This is a genomic window from Microcoleus sp. B3-D7 (assembly GCF_036705305.1).
Classification (GTDB): domain Bacteria; phylum Cyanobacteriota; class Cyanobacteriia; order Cyanobacteriales; family Microcoleaceae; genus Microcoleus.
This window is the reverse complement of record NZ_JAUBUE010000056.1, coordinates 1-17,011: the sequence shown is the minus strand read 5'-3', so window position 1 is coordinate 17,011 and position 17,011 is coordinate 1. Positions and strand designations below refer to the sequence as shown.

Annotated in this window: 12 protein-coding genes and 1 pseudogene; 6 read left to right on the top strand and 7 right to left on the bottom strand. The window is 46.8% G+C overall.

What is annotated here, in order from left to right; genetic code table 11:
* Positions 1 to 44: 44 nt before the first annotated feature.
* The gene (locus QUB25_RS26040; protein WP_333187740.1) at positions 45 to 254 is read right to left on the bottom strand and encodes a hypothetical protein; all 210 of its coding nucleotides are present in this window, start codon (positions 252 to 254) and stop codon (positions 45 to 47) included.
* A gap of 372 nt (positions 255 to 626) precedes the next feature.
* On the opposite strand from QUB25_RS26040, the gene QUB25_RS26035 reads away from it, so the two are divergent.
* Both QUB25_RS26035 and QUB25_RS26030 read left to right on the top strand, forming a co-directional pair.
* Positions 627 to 2,825 carry a tetratricopeptide repeat protein gene (locus QUB25_RS26035; RefSeq protein WP_333187738.1) on the top strand — a complete coding sequence of 733 codons (2,199 nt, stop codon included), beginning with the start codon at positions 627 to 629 and terminating at the stop codon, positions 2,823 to 2,825.
* 19 nt (positions 2,826 to 2,844) lie between these two features.
* Entirely contained in the window at positions 2,845 to 5,196 is a 2,352-nt protein-coding gene (locus QUB25_RS26030) for a tetratricopeptide repeat protein (protein WP_333187735.1), read from the top strand.
* 146 nt (positions 5,197 to 5,342) lie between these two features.
* Here QUB25_RS26030 and QUB25_RS26025 read toward each other — a convergent pair whose 3' ends face one another.
* From QUB25_RS26025 to QUB25_RS26015, 3 genes are all read right to left on the bottom strand, one after another.
* Entirely contained in the window at positions 5,343 to 6,776 is a 1,434-nt protein-coding gene (locus QUB25_RS26025; RefSeq protein WP_333187732.1) for a protein adenylyltransferase SelO family protein, read from the bottom strand.
* Between the two features lie 427 nt (positions 6,777 to 7,203).
* Positions 7,204 to 9,693: a GH116 family glycosyl hydrolase gene (locus QUB25_RS26020; protein WP_333187729.1), complete on the bottom strand. Its 2,490-nt coding sequence runs from the start codon at positions 9,691 to 9,693 to the stop codon at positions 7,204 to 7,206.
* A 340-nt stretch (positions 9,694 to 10,033) separates the two neighbouring features.
* Entirely contained in the window at positions 10,034 to 10,591 is a 558-nt protein-coding gene (locus QUB25_RS26015) for a gamma carbonic anhydrase family protein (RefSeq protein WP_333187726.1), read from the bottom strand.
* Between the two features lie 101 nt (positions 10,592 to 10,692).
* On the opposite strand from QUB25_RS26015, the gene QUB25_RS26010 reads away from it, so the two are divergent.
* Together QUB25_RS26010 and QUB25_RS26005 are read left to right on the top strand one after the other, a co-directional pair.
* Positions 10,693 to 11,202, top strand: coding sequence for a TIGR02652 family protein (locus QUB25_RS26010; RefSeq protein WP_006631343.1), 510 nt, complete (start codon positions 10,693 to 10,695; stop codon positions 11,200 to 11,202).
* A gap of 243 nt (positions 11,203 to 11,445) precedes the next feature.
* Complete coding sequence (locus QUB25_RS26005; protein WP_333064343.1) at positions 11,446 to 11,883, top strand: VOC family protein; 438 nt, start codon at positions 11,446 to 11,448, stop codon at positions 11,881 to 11,883.
* Positions 11,884 to 12,168: 285 nt separating this feature from the next.
* On the opposite strand, the gene ctpB is transcribed toward QUB25_RS26005, so the two are convergent.
* Positions 12,169 to 13,488, bottom strand: a complete 1,320-nt coding sequence (gene ctpB / locus QUB25_RS26000) for a carboxyl-terminal processing protease CtpB (RefSeq protein WP_333064345.1) — start codon at positions 13,486 to 13,488, stop codon at positions 12,169 to 12,171.
* A gap of 196 nt (positions 13,489 to 13,684) precedes the next feature.
* Between ctpB and QUB25_RS25995 the strand changes: the two genes are divergently transcribed.
* Positions 13,685 to 14,530, top strand: coding sequence for a hypothetical protein (locus QUB25_RS25995; protein WP_333187721.1), 846 nt, complete (start codon positions 13,685 to 13,687; stop codon positions 14,528 to 14,530).
* Between the two features lie 68 nt (positions 14,531 to 14,598).
* On the opposite strand, the gene QUB25_RS25990 is transcribed toward QUB25_RS25995, so the two are convergent.
* Positions 14,599 to 15,168 (bottom strand): pseudouridine synthase, encoded by a 570-nt coding sequence (locus tag QUB25_RS25990; RefSeq protein ID WP_333187718.1) that lies wholly within the window; start codon positions 15,166 to 15,168, stop codon positions 14,599 to 14,601.
* 219 nt (positions 15,169 to 15,387) lie between these two features.
* Between QUB25_RS25990 and wecB the strand changes: the two genes are divergently transcribed.
* The gene (wecB, locus tag QUB25_RS25985) at positions 15,388 to 16,518 is read left to right on the top strand and encodes a non-hydrolyzing UDP-N-acetylglucosamine 2-epimerase (RefSeq protein WP_333187784.1); all 1,131 of its coding nucleotides are present in this window, start codon (positions 15,388 to 15,390) and stop codon (positions 16,516 to 16,518) included.
* 43 nt (positions 16,519 to 16,561) lie between these two features.
* Here the strand turns inward: wecB and QUB25_RS25980 are convergent.
* Positions 16,562 to 16,933 (bottom strand): annotated as a pseudogene (locus QUB25_RS25980) (sensor histidine kinase); the annotation flags it as partial.
* Positions 16,934 to 17,011: the final 78 nt, after the last annotated feature.

The window sequence follows — 17,011 nt, the reverse complement described above, 5'->3', positions numbered from 1 at the left end:
TGTTGACACCTTTAAAAGTTCTCTCAATCTCCTGTTGTTGAATATCAGGCAATTGCTTCTCGGTATTCGAGGATATAAAATTCTGGTGCGTCATTCAAAAAAATTAAATTTCCGCCCTTTTGGGTAAGCTGCACGAGTTTCTGAGTCAAAACGCAAGGGAGATTTTTTAATCTTTTTCCTGCGATCGCTAATTGCTCGCAGGCTTCGAGACACAGGATAACTTGAATTAGGGATTCAACCAGTTGTACGTTCATTTGAGCCACCTCTGCCCCGGTTGTTAAATTATACAGTTTTCATTGAGAGGATAAACAATTTAAGCATTTTTTTTCTAAGATATTAGAAGAGCGTGGCTACAGCGCTGGACTTGGCTCGCCATTCCCATCGCCCGTTTGCTCAGTCAGTCGATTTTAGATTTTAGATTTTAGATTTTAGATTGACTCCACAGATAAATCGGGGAGCTTCAACTCGGGTCTAAAATTTTGGGTGAGTCACGACTCCTGTCGGAAAGCAAGTATCCGTTTTTGGGAGGGAGTCACGGCCAGCTCAAACTTAAATTACTCAGCCAAATATTTTGGCTATCCTAATTTCATGCGATAATGGAACATTAATAGGGTAGAGGGCAAAGCATGATTGGTCAACTTCTAGACAGACGTTACCGCATCATTAAAGTCACCGACTCAAGTGAGGTGGCAAAAACTTATTTAGCAGCAGATACTCACCGTCCTGGGTATCCGCAATGCACGGTTAGAGAAATGCGGCTACCCGGCACAAGTTCGCAAACTCCAGAATTAGTCAAAGTTATATTTCAAAGAAACGCAGAAATCATTGAAAAATTGGGAAAACACGACAAGATTCCCGAATTATTGGCGTATTTTGAGGAAAATCAAAGTTTATACTTAATTGAAGAATTTATTGCCGGATCGCCTTTAAGTCAAGAACTAATACCCGGTCAACCTTGGGATGAAGACCAAGTAATTGGTCTGCTATCAGAAATATTAGAAATTTTGGTGTTCATACACGAGAAAGGTTTCATTCACCGCAGAATTCAACCAGACAGAGCGATCCGGCGCGAGTCAGACGGCAAATTTGTATTGGTAGACTTTAGCTTAGACAAAGAAATTAACCCGGAACTTGCTAACTGTCATTTGTTGTCGCAAACTTCCCCGAACTCTGTTAAACGGCATGAGGCAAAAAAACAGGATTTGGCTGCCCAGGAGTTATACGTGCCGATCGAGCAATTGAGCGGCAACCCCCGTTACAATAGCGACATCTACGCTCTAGGTACGATCGCCCAGCTTGCCGTCACGGGACTCTCACCCAACGAACTGAGTGCCTTAAAAAACAACAAAAACGAAATTTCCTGGCGAAACCGGGCAACTTGTTCGGCAGCCCTAGCAGATATTATCGATCAAATGGTGCGCCCTGACTGCGAGGAACGTTATCAGGAGGCAGCGGAAGTTTTAGCAGACCTCAAACAAATCGCCGTAAAATTGGAGGTTGAGCCGCCGCCAGCCACAATCATCACGCACGCTATGAGTCAACCGCGAAGACAAAGCCAAACCAAACTCCTGCTGTTGGCTGCAACAGCCGCAGCTTTAATCTTGACGGCACTGATAATTTACTTTTGGCAGAGTCAAAGTCCGGCGAGGTCAAAAGAATGGTTAGCTCGCGGCGCTACCAAGGCGCAGCAAGGTGACACAACAGGCGCGATCGCCGATTATACTCAAGCGATTGCCCTGAATGCCAGCGATGCGGAAACTTACTACAAGCGGGCAAACGCTCGCTACGACATGGGCGCAACCGAGCAAGCAATACAGGATTACACGCAAGCAATTAAAGTCAATCCTAGCCACACCAAAGCTCTCTACAATCGAGGTATGGCGCGCCTCGACAGCGGGGACAAGCGGGGGGCCGTGGAAGATTTCACCCAAGTAGTGCTACTGAATCCCAGCGACGGTGAGGCATACTCTCAGCGGGGTTTAGCCTACTACGATTTGGGCGACTACCGCGCGGCAATAGAAGACTACACTCAAGCAATTCGGCTCAGTCCCAACGATGCTACAGCTTACAGCAATCGGGGTTTAGCTCGATCGGCAGCAGGCGACAAAACAGGAGCAATGGCAGATTTTACTCAAGCCCTTCAAATTAGCCCCAAACAAGCTGGCGTATACTACAGTCGTGGTCGATCGCGGTTTAATCTGGCAGATTATCAAGGAGCGATGGAAGATTATACTAAGGCGATCGAATTGCAACCAGATCTCGCTGATGCTTATACCAATCGGTGCAGCGCTTACTTGAATTTGGCCACCTACGACAAAGCGATTGCAGATTGCACCGAAGGAATTCGCCTCGATCCAAAAGATGAAGCAGCTTACAACAACCGCTGCGTTGCTTATCTGAATTTAAAACAATTTCAAAAGGCCAGTGAAGATTGCAGTTTGACGATCGGACTCAACGGCAACAATCCCAAAGCCTACAGCAATCGAGGATTAGCTCGATGGGCTTCGGGAGACAAGCAGGGGGCTGTGGAAGATTTTACTCAAGCAATTCGACTCAATCCCAGCGATGCAGTAGCATACAGCAATCGCGGTACTATTTACTCAGAACTAAAAAATTACCCTTTAGCGGTTGAGGATTTCGCTCACTCGCTGCGGCTCAACCCCAACAATGCTAGCGCTTTTTACAGCAGAGGCCTCGTCCGCCGCCAACTCAAAGACCGTACCGGGGCGATCGAGGATTTTCAGAAAGCTGCAACGCTGTTTCTAGAGCAAGGAAGAGCCGAGGGTTTCCAAAAGGCACAAGCACAAATCAACGACCCTAAATAAACTATTAATCCTCAGTCTGATGTTAAAAGAAGAAGAAAAAAGGAAGAAGGAAGAAGGAAGAAGGAAGAAGGAAGAAGGCCAAATTACCAACTCCCCGTTACCAACTCCCCGTTACCAACTCCCCGTTACCAACTCCCCGTTACCACCTCCCCGTTACCAATTCCCAATTCCCGATATGAACATGGTTGGTCAACTTTTAGACAGGCGTTATCGCGTAGTGCAAATTCTCAGCTCGGGTGCTTTCGGACAAACTTATTTAGCTGTCGATACTCGCCGTCCTGGCCACCCTCAATGTGTAGTCAAACAACTGCGCCCTCCCAGCAACACTTCCACAGTTCTCAAAACAGCTTACCGCTTATTTAAACAAGAAGCAGAAATATTAGAAAAGCTGGGAAAACACGATCAAATTCCATTTTTACTAGCTTATTTTGAAGAAGCCAATCAATTCTACCTCGTCGAAGAGTTTGTGCCCGGACACGCCCTAAATAGGGAAATTGTGGCCGGTCAACCTTGGCGAGAAGAACGAGTGGTGGATTTGTTGCAAGAAGTGTTACAAGTTCTCGCATTCGTACATTCTCAGGGAGTGATTCACCGCGATGTTAATCCCTCCAACTTAATCCGCCGCAAACCAGACGGCAAATTAGTTTTAATTGACTTCGGTTCGGTTAAAGAAGTTGCGAATCACGTCAGTGACTACGATACAGAATTTCCGCGAACCATTGCTACTGGTACTCCGGCTTATATGCCGATCGAACAATTTCAAGGCAACCCGCAATTTAGCAGCGACCTCTATGCAGTCGGGATGATGGCAGTCCAAGCTATCACTGGTTTACCCGGTACGGATTTGCCAAAATTGCAAGATCCGAGTCCTTCTCATACGGGGGAAATTGTTTGGCGAAACAGATCTCAATGTTCTGTGGGATTAGCCAATATAATTGACAAAATGGTATGTCACCAATTTGCCAAGCGCTATCAATCTGCGGACGAAGTTTTGGTAGCTCTCAGCAAGTTGAGGCACCGCCAAGAGCCTGTAAATACGGCTCACAAGAAAAGCATTTCTCCCAGCTTAGTGTCTTCTGATAGTTTTTATTCACGTTTGGGAAGTCGATTTGGATTGCTGATTTTGGCGGGCGTCGGGGCGGCGATATTTCTGATATTTCTGTTTAGTTATGGGAGCCGCCCCAATCCGATTAAAGCTAAGGAATATTACGAACAGGGAGTTGAAAAGTCTCGCAATCAAGATGCGGCGGCAGCTTTGCAGGCTTTTAATAAGTCCATTCAATTGAATCCTAAAAATGCTGAGAGTTTTTACCAGCGCGGTAATGCTAATTATGATTTACAAAAGTATCAAGAAGCAATTGCGGATTATTCTCAGGCGATCGCTCTCAATCCTAAATATGTTCAGGCTTATTTTAACCGCGGCCTAGCCCGTCACGATTTTAACGACAAGCGTGGGGCGATTGAGGATTACACTCAAGCTTTGAATCTCCAGCCCAACGATGTGGATACATATTATGAAAGAGGAGTTGCTTATTTAGAACTGCAAGATTACAAGATGGCCATTCAGGATTTTACCGAAGTAATTCGGTTGCAGCCGAACCTTGTTAAAGCTTATCATTCGCGGGGGCTGGCTCGTGCTGGGAGCGGCGATTTGCAGGGGGGGATTGGAGATTATACTGAGGCAATTAAACTTGATGCTAAGAATGTTGATGCTTTTTACAGTCGGGGGAGAGCTCGCTTTCACTTAGGAGATTATCAGGGAGCTTTGGCGGATTATTCTCAGGTAATTGCGATCGCTCCCAAGAGTGCAGATGCTTACGCTAATCGTTGCAGTACCCAGTTGAATTTGGGAGCCCATCAAGCGGCAATTGACGATTGTACTCAGGCAATTTCGTTAAGCGAGGAGGATGGGGTTGCTTACAACAATCGCTGCATTGCTTATTTAAATTTGAAGGATTATCCCAAAGCAATTGCCGATTGCACTCAAGCGCTGAAAGTGAATCCGAATGATTATAATGCTTTTAACAATCGTGCTTTAGCTCGCAGCGCTGGGGGTGACGCGCAGGGGGCGATCGCAGATTTTACAGCAGCAATCGGGTTCAATCCCAACAATGCTGAAGCTTACGCCAATCGGGCTAAGATTTATCAGGAGTTAAAGAATTACAATAGTGCGATCGCAGATTACGTGCAAGCTATTCGGATCAGCCCGAATTATGCTGCTGCTTACTACGGTAGAGGCATGGTTCGCCGCTCCTTGGGAGACAAAGCAGGAGCAATTAGCGATTTAGAAAAAGCCGGAAAAATGTTTCTAGATCAAGGACTTACTGGCGGTTACAAAGATGCACAATTTGAAATTGAAAAGCTAAAGTAGTCATTAGTCATTAGTCGTTATTTCTCGGTGTTATCTTTCTTATGTAGCAGATTTTTATAATTTTAGATGGCTTCGGGGCGGGTTCACGCTAATCTTTAATACCAACAAAAAATGCAGGTGAACCCGCCCCGAAAGGCTATTATCAATCAATTTTCTGGGTCTTGAAGTCGTTTAACCAATTCATAAAACGGTTCCCAATTATCATCAATAGTTATGGGCTCCCAAACCGCCTCAATCGTCGGTCTCAACAGCGATTGTTGGGGATTGTGCCTCCGCAAACAGTCCGCCATTTTGTCCATATCATCCGCCGACAAACTTTGCAAAACGTGATAATAAAACTGCCGCCAAGGTGCTATCAAGTCCGCCGGTTCCGCCTCCTTAAAAATTAGACTAGGATCATCTCGCCAAGTGCGATCGAACTGTCTTCGCAGTTCAAAAAAGAAATCGTGATACTCAACTTGAGACTCCGCCAGCATTTTAATTGTCACCTTCAACAACTCATCTCCCTCCGCCTCTGGCAAATCCTCAAATCCCAATCTCTTGAGCATCAACTGCCGATAAGCTGCATTATAATAATCGCCAAACTTTGCCAAAGCCGCATCCATATCAGCTTGAGGAATCGCCGCTGCTAGCGGTTCCTGGAGCTTCTCTAAATTGTCCCTACAAATTAACGGTTGATTGCCGTAACAATAAAGACCGGAATAGTCAAAATAAGCTGCTGTAAATTCCGGCTTGTAAGTTGGGATAAAAGCGAAAGGCCCGTAATCGAAACTTTCTCCAGTAATTGACATATTATCAGTATTCAGCACAGCGTGGCAAAATCCTGCTGCCATCCACTGAGCGACTAATTCAGCTACTCGCTGGACTAAATCTGCATAAAATAGCGCATATTTTTCGGCAGGAAAAACAGCCGAATTACTTGCTTCTAAATGCAGTTCTGGATAGTAATATTCAATAACAAAATCTAAAAGTTTTTTAGTTAAATCCGGGCGGCGGATATAGTACAATCTTTCAAAAGTTCCAAACCGGATGTGAGAATGACTGAAACGCACCATTACGGACGATCGCGTCGGAGATGGTTCGTCGCCCCGCCACAAAGCATCCCCAGTTTCAACTAAACTAAAACAGCGAGATGTCCGAACTCCCAACCGGTGCAAAGCTTCGGCGGCTAAAACTTCGCGAATTCCCCCTTTGAGAGTAAGTCTACCGTCACCGCCCCGCGAGTAGGGAGTGCGGCCGGAACCTTTCGTGCCGAAGTCGTAAAGTCTGCCGTCGGTGCCGCGAACTTGGCCGTATAAGAAGCCTCTACCGTCACCTAAATTGGGGTTATATTGGTTGAATTGATAGCCGTGATAGCGAAGTGCGAGAAAGGGACGGACGCAGTGAAATTCGCCGAACGCTTCGATAAAATGTTGGTCGGTTACTTGTGCGGGGTCTAAACCCAATTTCGGCAATAATTTGTCATTGCGGAACCGGAGAATGTGCTGCGGAAAATCCGCAGCAGGGACTTCATCAAAATAGTCGCCACCGAGAGATTCGATGGCGGGTTCGTAGTTGAGGGAAAGTAAGGGATTTGACATTTTTCTATTTTATCTTGAAATTGGCGATCGCTCCAAATTATATACGGGTAAGGTGGGGACTGCATTGGTGTCCACAATTCCCTCAGACCCTTTGTATCCCTCATTTATAGCCGAGTTCGATACCCCTCGCATCCTAGCATTGCTGTTTCATTTTAAAATTTTTTCATGGCTCAAGTTTGAGCATGAAACATTAGTGTCTTCCTCGCAGGCTAAAAATTTTTACTGTCAATTTTAGTGATAGTTAAATTAACGGTTTTCCTTGCTAAAAATCGGGTTAAATGCTTCAGTTTTTATATATTAGTTGGATTAAGCAACTAATATATAAATCCTAAATCATTTGTTAATTTATCACTCCCTCCCCTAGGTAAGGGGAGGGTTGGGGTAAAAAAATTACAACTCCTGCAAGGATTCCTATATACCTTTTCCCCTATTTAAAATTCGTCAACACCCCGTAAATTGCCCAAATTGCCATCGCCCGCAAATAGTGACTTGCCCGAAAAGTTCCCCCCGCCGTAATCGCTTCTGGCGTGCGAAACTGCAACCCATTTTCATAAATCTGCTTCACCACCGCATCGGTCAATTTAAACGCTTTATCCTCCATCCCCATCTGTACCAAAAAAGCGGCTAACCCAAAATTAATCCCCGTCCAAACTTCCAAAGGATGAGTCGCATTCGGATTTTCCGGCGAACCATTCAGCATCACCCCATTCGCCGCACCAAACTCGCCATCGTTGAACTTCAAAAAGCAAGAATCGTACACAGTTTGTAAAGCACTGACTGCACATTCTGGCGGCACAATATCCGGCAATCCTAACAGTTTCGCGTAAAATTGACCGCACAGTTGGTCAGCCATCACCACTTCGGAATTACTCTCGCTGTCCAAACGGTAATATTGACCGTTCCACAGCTTTTCTTGATAGCTCGGTCTTGCTTGTAGCAGCCAACTGTGATATAATGCAATCTTTGCTTGAGGGTTAGGAATTATCTGCGGTGCTGCATCTTCCAAGATTTCGCCGATCGCGATCGCAGCTTCCAGCGCCGCCAACCACAAACCCCCGCAATACGCACTTATCCCCCGCATTTGCCAGTCATCAAACGTCTGATCCGGTGCTCCCGAATTCTCAGGAATTCCGTCCCCATCCTCATCAAAAGTTTTCAGATAAGCCAAAGCCTCAACAATTGCCGGCCAACACTCTTGCAGGAACTCACAATCTGTGCCGCCAGTCAATAGGAAATCCCGATAAACCTGCAACACAAAATCGCAAGGCAAATCCTTCCACAAATTGCAATCTTGATAGCTAGTATAATTCGTTTTCTCCCAAGGATGTTCGTTAGGAGCACCCAAATCGTGCGGCGTCGCACCGACAGCTTTTCTAATAGCCGAAGCTTGATTCCAGCCAATAATTCTCGGCGTATCGTCTCCGGCAGAAATTGCCCTCGCAAACGCTAAAACTACCGACTTTTCTAAATCCGGCCACAGCATCAACAAAGCAAAAGAACCGTAAAGCCGCACATCCAAACTTTCGTACCAGCGGTAATCAATGCACTCCAAAACCGCAAATTGACCCTTGGGATCGCGTTCGTCAGCCGCACTCCAAAGAGTACCGCCGTCTGTCAGGGCGTATAACTCGTTAAACAAAGCCATTTTAAAACTGTCTGACAAATCTTTCCGTTCTAAAATCGGTTTTTGCCAAGCTTCAATATTTTCGCGCCAAGTATCCGAATGCTTCATGGCAGTACGAATAATCGGCCAAGCATTTTTGCCGTTGCGACCGAAGAAATCCGTATAGCGGCGGTAGTACCAAACTCCCGATGCAAACTCAGTAACGGGCAAATCCCAAGCTATAATAAAGGGGATTTTGCGCGTTTTTCCCGGTCGAAGAGTAAAGCGAACTGCGATCGCACAAGCCAACTGTTCTCCGGCTGCTGCTGCTGTCTCGTCTTTGTCATCCAACAAGAAACCTTCAGCAGAAAAGTTGCGCCAGATATCATCACCGTTCCCCGCCGGGTTCCAACGAGTTTGATAGAATACTTCTACTGCCGGATTAGTAATAGTTGCGATCGCCCATTGTCCATCCCCCTCTTGCGGTTCGTCCTCAGCCGTCAACCGCGTCATCACGCAACCGATCCGGTGAAAATCTTCCACCAACAAATTCAAATTTCCTGCACTTTCTCCCCACCGGGGTTGATAGTCATAAAATGGACTACCATCATCTCGAACCATCACTTTCGGCGACTTATTGGCATTAGTAAACCAACCAACAATATTCTCCCAAGTCAGCATGATGCTGAGAGTGATCGGCGCATCTGTAGGATTGTGCGCCACCCATTCAAACATGGCAACTGGGTAACTGCTTTCCTGATAATTGTTCGGCAAAATTGGCGAAAATTGCTCGCAGCTTAATTGAGCATGAAACACATTTTCATAAACAAACCAACTGCGCGGATACAAAGCATGATAAGTGCCAGAATTAGACTTTACCCCTCTCCCTTCATCCTGGTGTATTCTATCCGCTACATCCGTTACCAAATCCGCTGCCGAACTTCCTTCTTCCTCCTTCCTTCTTCCTTCCGATGGATACCATTTCCAACTAGATAAACTGCCATCTGTAGGCGGTTCCGTGGACAGTGCAAAAGCTTGTTTTTTGCCTTGAGTTTCTTCAAAAACGCTGAACTGACAAGCGGGCAAACTGCGAAAAATGTGCTCGCCACCGTCAATGTGCCAGAGGTTGAAGTCGCCACGGGGCGATCGCCCGATGCAGCCGGCACCGAACCCCCCCAGAGGCATTCCGTGCCAGGGCCCGTCGTCGAGATTGCTTGCGTAGCGGACTGTATAGGGATTCTCCCAACCGAGACCGATGGGACGTTTCCAGGTGTGTGGGGGGATGTTTGGATTGGATGTGCGATCGTTATTCATGTCAATTGATTTTAGATGTTAGATTATCGATATAGGAATGTTTCAAAGCTTAAGAGTTTTTTGGCGGTGTTAGCAATTATTAATCAATAAGTTTTTGCTTAATTTTCATTACTCTAGTTTAGCATTTATGAGATTGTTCGATACGCTTAGAATGACAGATTTGCCTTGAAATGTGTAAGTTTTGTACCTCAACAAAACTCATTAAGAGTGAGTCTTATAGTCCTGGACGCACGGGGGATCGGAAACCCGGATTCTTTCAAAATACTTCGTTACAGCCCGCAAAAACCGCAAAAAACCCGGTTATGAAGGTTTTTATGCGTCCAGGACTATCCTGAAAACTTTATTCCTTCACCTCAGTAAATCCCAAATCAGAACCTTTCCCCGCGTGAACCAGAGCCAACTTTTCGTAACGCTTAGCGTGTTCCACCAACTCGGCAGCTTCTTCCTCAGAGACATCCCGCAGGGGTTTGGCAGGCACTCCCGCAACTAGCGTATGAGGGGGAACGTCCTTGGTGACAACCGCCCCTGCACCGACGATAGAGCCTGTTCCCACCCTCACTCCGTCCAGGACGATCGCCCCAATCCCGATCAGGCAGCCCCGTTCAATGTAAGCTGAGTGAATCACCGCTCGGTGTCCGACTGTCACGAAATCCTCCAAAACCGTCGGTTTCCCCGGATCGCCGTGCAGAATTGCTCCATCTTGGATATTGGTACTTGAGCCGATCGCAATTCGCTCTATATCCGCCCGCACCACCGCCCCGTACCAGATACTAGCGCCTGCAGCCACCTCAACCCTGCCGATCACAACAGCGCCTTCAGCGACAAAAGCCGCTTGGGATAGATCTGGTCTTGGCCAATAGGAAGGAAGTGCAGACTGAGATTCGTTGAGATTGCTCATTTGCGATCGTTATACTTCTAGCAGATTAGCTGGTTGTTGATACGGGATATAATAAAAGTATTTGGGACTTTTGCAGAGAAAATATGCTGGGACGCAAATAAATGATTGAAGTTGCCTTGCAATACCCGATGTTTGGCCCGGAAATTCAGTGTCCCCACTGTCGCCAAACAATTCCGGCTCTAACGCTAACGGATACCTATTTGTGTCCGCGTCACGGGGCATTTGAGGCAGATCCAAAAACGGGGGAACTGGTTCACCTTCAGTCGGGGCGGCACTGGCGCCGCTGGGAGAATGAATGGTATCGCCAGCACACCCACCCGGACGGGATTCGGTTTGAAATTCACGAGGCGCTCGATCGACTTTATACTCAAGGCTACCGAGCAACTCGCGTGATCGTTGCTCAACGCTATCGCGACTTAATCAGCGCTTATTTGGAACGCAGCACGCCTTGGCGCGGTCAGTCGGAATCGCCCCGGCCGAGGCTGTACGGTTTGCCTGTGGATTTTAGCCCCGATCCCCAAGAAGACCCTTGTTGGGAAGTGATTAATTTTGATTTGGAAAAAGAGCCGGGAGTTCCGATTAGATATCCCTATTTTCGGTTGTTTGAATAAGTTAATAAGTGAAGGAAGAGGGAAGTTCGGCAACGGATTATGTAACGGATGTAACGGATGTAACGGATGTTAGGAAGAGGGAAGAGGGAAGAGGGAAGAAGGCTCTATTGCTTTCGCGCTAAAGATGCTGCGACCGTTTATAATTCCGAATTCCGAATTTACCCTCTAAAATCTCAAATCCAAAGCTGTAATTCCTACTTCCATTCTCAAATCTAAAATCTAAAATCTAAAATCTAAAATCGAATGCACCACGCCTCGATTCGCACTGCTAACATACACCGGGCGATCGCCTTTTACGAACAGTTGGGATTTACTGTGAGCGATCGCTTTACCACAGGTTACACCCTAGCCTGTTGGATGGAAGGTCTCAACGGACGCATCGAACTAATTCAAATCCCGGAACCAAAACCCGCACCGGATGCTTTCGGAGACGAGCATTATGTTGGATATTATCATTTATCTTTCGATTTAACTGAGGCGACAACTGACTTGCCTAGCTGGTTGCAGTCTCTGAAAGAACGGTTTGAGGAAGCTGCTAAAGACCAACCAAACCAGTTTCAAGCTTTAAAAGTTTTGTTAGAACCGACTCAACAGGCGATCGGGCAAAATGTTTACGAAGTAGCTTTTATTGCCGATACAGACGGTTTGCCCTTAGAGTTTATCCGGCGCATGAATCACTAATTAAGTCGGAAATCCCATCAGCGTTCATCTGTGTTCATCTGCTGATATCTGCGGTTAAAAAATCCCCATCCCACTAATTTGCTTTAATCAGGATATCAATTAACCAATAACTTAAGTAGAAGGAAGAAGGAATAATGCTCATAGAGCCAGCTTTTTAACTATCTGTATCTTACGTTGCATCACGTCAATTTACTTAATACCCCCTAACAATAAGCATAAAAACAAAACCCGCTGGCGCGGGCTTCATCTTCATCCTTATGGTTAATAAATTAAGGTTTCAACTACTTACTTTTTAGGAACAAGAACCTCATTAGCGGCCACGGGACGCGCCGAGGAAGCGGTATTTTTCAAAAGTGCGATCGCCTGCGCGTAGCAAGGATCATCCTTAGTCGCAACCAACATCGGTTTGTTAGCTAATTTCAGCTTTTGTTCGTCGGTGACTTCGACTTTAACATCGGGAGTAACCCCCTTTTGGCTGATATCCGTACCGTTGGGAGTATAGTAGTGAGCGATCGTCACCGCCAATCCCGAACCGTCAGCCAAAGAATGCACCGACTGCACCAAAGCTTTGCCAAAAGTTTGGCCGCCCATCACAGTTGCGCGCTTGTTGTCCTTCAGAGCACCGGCCAAAATCTCGCTGGCGCTGGCCGAGTTGTCGTCCACGAGCACCACCAAAGGCTTGTCAGTGAGCGCAGTGCGATTTGCCTTCATTTCCTGAGAATCGCCCGCGCGATCGACTGTGCGGACGATCGCCCCTGTATCCATCCACATCCGAGCGATATCAATGCTCACTCGCAGCAACCCGCCGGGATTGCCCCGCAAATCCAAAACAAAAGCGTCAGCTTTCTGATCCGAGAGCTTTTTAATCGCCACCTGCATTTGTTCGCCCGCGTGGGAGCTAAACTCTTGCAAACGGATGTAACCGACATTCTGGCCGCCTTCATTCTTGAGGCTGTAGCGAACCGCAGCTACCTCAATTCTCGCCCTAGTCAGAGTGATGTCAAACTCGCTTTTGCCCTCACGAGCAATCCGCAGCGTGACTTTTGTGCCTTCGTCGCCCCGAATTATCTGAGCCGCATCCGAGACAGTCATGCCTTTGGTAGTTTTGCCGTCTATCACCAAAATCCTATCGCCCGCTAGAATCCCTGCCTTCAGGGCCGGGGAATTTTCCATCGGCTCGACTACGGTAATCACTTTCGTTTTCTCGTCTTCTTCGAGCCTCATCCCCACCCCTGTCAGTTCCCCAGAGGTTTGATTCGTCAGCGCTTCGTACTGCTTCGGGTCCATGAAGCGCGTGTACTGATCGTTTAATTTCTCTAGGGCTTTGCGGAGAGCGGTGTAAGCAGCTTCGCGAGAGGTATAGTTTTTGCTCAACAGTTCTTGGCGGGTCAATTGCCAGTCAGTCTTGTTAAAGCTGCCATCAACATACTCTCGGTTGACAATTTGCCAAGCTTCGTCTAAGACAGCTTTGGGGCTATCTTGAAGCTCGGCGCGGACTGATTGGCTCAGGCCGGGAACGAGTAAAGATATCGAAGCGGTTGTTGCCATCGCCCCACTGAACAGGGCTGCCTGTAATTTAGAAAAGCGTCTGCGGGCTTGATTCATTGAATTTGGCTCAATTCGATTTTAGATTTTTGATTTGAGATTTTATATTGCTAAAAAATCTCACACTACTACTTAAACTATTGTGTGGAGGCTCCACCATCCCTTTGGACAGTTTAACGAGATTTATTGTCGATCGCCAACCAATTATTACTATCTTTCAATAAACTTAATTTAAAACTTGGATTTATAAAGTGCCGTGGAAGCTAAAATCGAACAATTTTCGCGTAAGTGGTTGAGCCTGCTCGTTAATGGAGCTATCGGTCTAGCAGCGCTGGCGGGGGTCGTTGCCATGCAGTCTAGCGGGGAGTTGGGCGGAATGCCCTCTGTTGGTGTTCAGGGGCAAAAGCCGCTCTCTGCAATGTCTGATGCCAGTTTCAAGCAAGCCGCACAGCAAGAAGCGCAGCAAGAAGCCCTGCGGCTGAAAATGCTCAAAACTATCCCTAGTTTTGGATTTGACAATTTAATTGCAGATTGGACATTTCTCAAATTTTTGCAGTATTTTGGCGACGACGAAGCGCGAGATGTAACGGGCTACAATCTCAGCCAAGATTATTTTGACATAGTTACGCAGCGCGACCCGCGGTGGGCTGACATCTACCTGTTTCTTTCCACAGCCATTTCTTTTTATCAGGGAAAGCCTGAAACCGCTGTTAACTTTATAGAGCGTGGTACTAGGGCCCTTGCCGTTTCGCCGCAACTTCATTCCCAATCGTGGATAGTTTGGCGAACTAAAGGTCTTGATGAGTTGCTGCTGTTGGGGGATATTCCAGAGTCAATTAACTCTCATGAAATGGCCGCTGATTGGGTGGAAGGAAGCCCGGAAGGGCAGAATTTGGCGCCGATGTTTCGAGCAACTGCTGAGTATTTGCGCCGAGATCCCGATAGCGTGCCGGTGCGGTTTACTGCTTGGAGTACGGTTTATGCTCAAACAACTGATAAGGTGGTGCGTCAAAGGGCCAAACAAGCTCTTGTCAAGTTGGGAGCTCAGGTACAAAAAGATAAGGATGGAAACGAAAGTTTTATTTTGCCACCTCGAAAGTAGGTGATTATTGATTGTTGACGGTTAACGGTTGACGGTTGACTGTTGACTGTAATTCCCCAATCTAAAATCTAAAATCTAAAATCGGCTTGAGTTAGTTCGCGCCATTCACCGGGTTTGAGACCTTCCAGACGCAAAGGCCCGATCGCACACCTGACTAGCCGCAGCGTCGGAAACCCTACTGCGGCGGTCATCCGGCGCACTTGGCGGTTGCGGCCTTCTGTGAGAGTCATTTCCAGCCAAGCTGTGGGTACGTTTTTGCGAAATCTAATCGGCGGTTCGCGGGGTGGCAAAGGGGGTTCTTCTAACAATAATTGCACTTTTGCCGATCGAGTCCGATAATCTTGAATTGTGACACCTGTCTGCAAAGCAGCGATCGCACTTGCATCGGGAATTCGTTCCACTTGCACCCAGTAAGTGCGGGGATGAGCGAATTTTGGGTCACTGAGGCGGTGCTGAAGGGGCCCATCGTCGGTTAGCAGCAACAAACCTTCACTATCGCGATCGAGCCTTCCTACTGCATAAATGTTAGGAATAGGAATATAGTCTTTGAGAGTGCTGCGTTTAGTCTCGCTGGAGTTGTCAGTAAATTGAGTTAAAACGTCGTAGGGTTTATAAAATAGAATGTAGCGATAGGGCATAAGCAATTAACAAAAATGTACTAATATCAATAATCCTGTAGGGGCGGGTTTCACCGACAATAATTGCCTAAAACCGACCATCTCCAAAACCCGCCCCCACTTGGGCGGCCTAGCGATGTAAGGGCGGGTTTCACTAACAATAATTGCCTAAAACCGACCATCTCCAAAACCCGCCCCCACCAACACGGCAATATGAATAAACTTACACCTAATTTTACCATGCCCGAAGCCACACACCGCGTTTGCATCGTCTTAGGAACTCGCCCGGAAGCGATTAAACTAGCCCCAGTAATTCAACTGTTCAAAAGTTCTCCAAGCTTTGACACCCAAGTAATTTTAACCGGTCAGCACCGAGAAATGGTCGAGCAAGTAATGCGAATGTTCGATCTAAAAGCCGATCGGGATTTAGCAATTATGCAGCACCAGCAAACTTTGACAGATATTACATCCCGGAGTTTGCAGGGCTTGGAAGCATTGTTTAAAGAATTGCAGCCCCACATCGTCTTAGTTCAGGGCGATACAACGACTGCATTTGCCGCTACTTTGGCTGCATTTTACCAGAAAATACCCGTAGGTCACGTAGAAGCCGGATTGCGAACAGATGACGTATTCAATCCTTACCCCGAAGAGGCTAACAGACGGTTGATATCTCAGCTCACACGGCTGCATTTTGCCCCGACAGAGCTGGCCCAAGAAAATTTAGGGCGATCGGGCGTTTTGGGAGAAATTCACCGCACAGGCAACACAGTAATCGATGCCTTGCTTTCTGTCGCCAAACGCGAACCAGAATGCAACATTCCCAATTTAGATTGGAGCAAATATCGAATTATCTTAGCAACAGTTCACCGCCGCGAAAATTGGGGCGAACCCTTACAAGGAATTGCTCACGCCTTTCTCCAAATCTTAGATAAATTTCCCGACACAGCTTTACTGCTACCCCTGCACCGAAATCCCACTGTTAGAGAACCTTTGCAAGCTCTTTTGGGCGACAATCCAAGAGTATTTTTAACAGAACCTTTAGATTACGCAGAATTAGTAGGAGCGATTCAGAGATGTCATTTAATCCTCACAGATTCCGGCGGCTTGCAAGAGGAAGCACCTAGTTTGGGCAAGCCAGTTTTAGTATTGCGAGAAACCACAGAAAGACCAGAAGCAATTTCCGCAGGCACAGCTAAACTTGTGGGTACGAATTCTGATACAATTTTCACAGCAGCGGCAGAATTGCTCAGCAATTCCGAAGCTTACAACGCAATGGCAATGGCAATTAATCCCTTTGGTGACGGTTTGGCAGCGTCGCGGATTTTGAAAATTGTTGAAGAGTATTTTAGTGAGAAGACAATTGATAATTGACGGTTGACGGTTGAGAGTGAGTCGAACAACTGAAAACCCATTCTCAAGTATTTGTTGGCTGAGTCCGATCTATGGGAATCTCAATCACAAACTTCGTGCCTTTGCCCAGGGTGGAATCACACCAGAGTTTTCCTCCATGCTTTTCCTTCACCACCTGATAGCTAATGGATAAGCCTAATCCTGTCCCCTTGCCTACGGGTTTAGTAGTGAAGAAGGGATCGAATAGGCGCGATCGCACTTTCTCTGGAACGCCGGTACCGTTATCGGCGATCGTAATCTGCACCCACTGTTTTTTTGTTTTGGTAGTCTTAATCAAAATCCGATTCGGTTGGTCAACAATATCCTGAAAACTACGTCGTTCATTGCTCTCTTCCAAAGCATCGATCGCATTTGATAGCAAGTTCATAAACACCTGATTAACCCTCTTTTGTCACTCTCGTGGTAGTATAAGGAGTGACCCACCCCAAAAGCATTGCCAGTCCTATGGTAGAGC